The organism is Deltaproteobacteria bacterium (assembly GCA_005879795.1).
Taxonomy (GTDB): Bacteria; Desulfobacterota; Binatia; order DP-6; family DP-6; genus DP-6.
The window spans coordinates 1-2,464 of the sequence record VBKJ01000272.1 but is presented as its reverse complement, the minus strand read 5'-3'; the positions used below and the strand labels follow the sequence as shown (position 1 = coordinate 2,464).

The following is a 2,464-nucleotide window of genomic DNA, read 5'->3' as shown; positions in this document are numbered from 1 at the left end:
ATTGTCGAAGATGAAGGTTTCGTGGTCCCGGATCCGTAGGATCGGCCGCAAGCATCTGGCCGGCATCCTGGCGGGCGTCGCCGTCGTCGTCCTCGTGCAGTTCGGCGGTCTGGAATGGCTAGAATATAAATCGCTGGACAAGCTCTTCGAATTGCGGGGGAAACGCACACCCACGGTGTCGGTCGTGATCGTCGCGATCGACGAGTCGACCTTTGCCGAGCTGGAGGACCAGTGGCCGTACCCGCGGGCGCTGCACGGCAAGGTGATCAGGAGGATCGCCGAGGGCAAGCCGCTGGCGATCGGCGTCGACATCATGTTCGACAAAGACTCGTTACGTGGCCCCGCCGACGACGAGGCGCTCGGCGCCGCGATCGCATCCGCGCGAAATGTGATCCTCGGGGCGGCTGTGGCCGAAGACCCTCAGCCGTTCTACATCCGCACCACCCTGAACGCTCCGCTTCCCGTCATTCGCCGGGGCGCGGCCGGCATGGCGCCGCTGAACATGCCCGCTGACGCCGACAACGAGGTCCGGCGCGTGCCGCTCTGGACGGCGCTCGAGGGCGAACGCCTTCCTGGTTTCGACGTCCAACTCCACGCGCTGATGGCAAAGGCCGGAGTCCGCGTCGCACCGCTGCCCGAGCGCGAAAGTGTTCTCATCAACTTCCGCGGCGGGCCCCGCACGTACCCATGGGTCTCGTATTACCGCGTGGCGCGCGGAGAGAAGACGATCCCACCGGGGTACTGGAAGGACAAGATTGTCCTGATCGGCCCGACCAGTGAGGTGTTCCACGACGTCTTCGGGACTCCGTTCGCGCGCGGCGGCAACATGCCTGGTGTGGAGATCCACGCCAACGCGCTGGAGACGCTGGTCCGTGGCAACCCGATCCGCGAGGTGCCGCGGCCCGTCTCCACCGCGCTGGCCGTCGTCGCCGGGCTGGTCGGCTGCCGCTTGGTCGTACGGCTCCGGGCGTTTCGCGCGCTACTGGCCGCCACCGGACTGTGGGCCATCCTCACGTCGGCTGCCTACGCCGGCTTCGTCCTGATGGACGTGTGGATGCGCGGGATGGCGGGCACGTGGGCCCTCGTGCTCGGCTACGGCGGGACCGTCGTCGAGCACTTCGTGCGCGAGCAGCGCGAGCGGAGGCAGCTGTCGCGGTTCTTCTCGCCCGCCGTCGTGAAAGAGGTCGTCCGCCACAAGGAGGAGGGCAGCCTCACCACGAGCCGGCGCCTGGTGACCGTGCTCTTCTCCGACATCCGCGGCTTCACCTCGCTCTCCGAGCAGCTGCAGCCCGAGCAGGTGGAGGAGATGCTGCGCGAGTACCTGACGGAGATGACCGAGATCGTCTACAAACACGACGGCGCCGTCGACAAGTACATCGGCGACTGCGTGATGGCACTCTACAACGTGCCGCTCGAGGATCCCGAGCACGCCGTCAAGGCCGTGCGCACTGCGCTCGAGTTCCAGGAGCGGACGCTGGCCGTGTCCAAGCGCTGGGAGGACAAGCTCGGCATCGCCATCCGCAACGGCGTCGGGATCAACACGGGCGAGGCGGTGGTGGGCACGCTGGGCTCCACGCAGATCCTCCAGTACACGGCCATCGGCGACACCATCAACCTCGGCGCGCGGCTGGAGTCGATCACGAAGGACTACAAGACCAACATCATCATCAGCGAGTCCACCTACGAGCTGGTGAAGGGTCAGTTCGTGACCAAGGAGCTCGGCGACGTCACCGTGAAGGGCAAGAGCCAGCCGGTGAAGATCTACGCCGTCCTGCCCGACAACATCCGCGAGCATCCCCGCGCGGCCCTCGAGGCCGCCGCCGTGCTGTCGATCGCGGGCGAGGGCCGCGCGTGCAGCGTGCTCACGCTCGACATCAGCGAGCGCGGCATGGCCCTCAAGGGCGTGCCGGAGGACTGGGTGAAGGGCCAGACCGTGCAGATCCGCTGCGAGGGCGGGGCGCTGCCGAAGCCTATCGTGGCCGAGGCCACCATCACCTGGCGCAAGGGCGACCAGGCCGGCGTCACCTTCACGTCGCTCGACCCCGACTCGGCGCCGACGGTCGCCGATTACCTGAGCACCCGCGCGAAGTGATTGCCGCGCCCGCAGCCCCGTGTTAGAACTCGGCTGAACACGACGACGCGCGCGGGAGGAGCATGAGCGAGCCGTTCGACTATCCGAAGATGTCGCGGGCGCTGATCATCGGCGACAAGGACACCGTCGCCGCCAAGACGCGCGAAGGGCTCGCCCTCTCCATGGACCCCAAGGACCTCATCTTCAAGGGCCTCATCCCGGGCATGGATGTCGTCGGCGAGAAGTTCCGTCGCAACGAGTACTACGTCCCCCAGGTGCTGCTCTCCGCGCGCGCGATGTACGCCGGGCTCGATCTCCTCAAGCCGCTCATCACCGCCGCCGCCAAGGGCGACGACTACCACGGCATCGTCGTGATCGGCACCGCGCAGGGCG

General features: G+C 67.3%; 2 protein-coding genes. Both read left to right on the top strand.

What is annotated here, in order from left to right:
- The first annotated feature begins 10 nt into the window (after positions 1-10).
- Positions 11-2,092, top strand: a complete 2,082-nt coding sequence (locus E6J59_19975; protein ID TMB15421.1) for a CHASE2 domain-containing protein — start codon at positions 11-13, stop codon at positions 2,090-2,092.
- Positions 2,093-2,181: 89 nt separating this feature from the next.
- A partial coding sequence (locus E6J59_19970; GenBank protein ID TMB15422.1) for a cobalamin-binding protein occupies positions 2,182-2,464 on the top strand: 283 nt, incomplete at its 3' end.

Excerpts from the sequence above, each read along its gene's own strand:
- E6J59_19975 (TMB15421.1), top strand. The coding sequence starts at position 11 with ATGAAGGTTTCGTGGTCCCGGATCCGTAGGATCGGCCGCAAGCATCTG.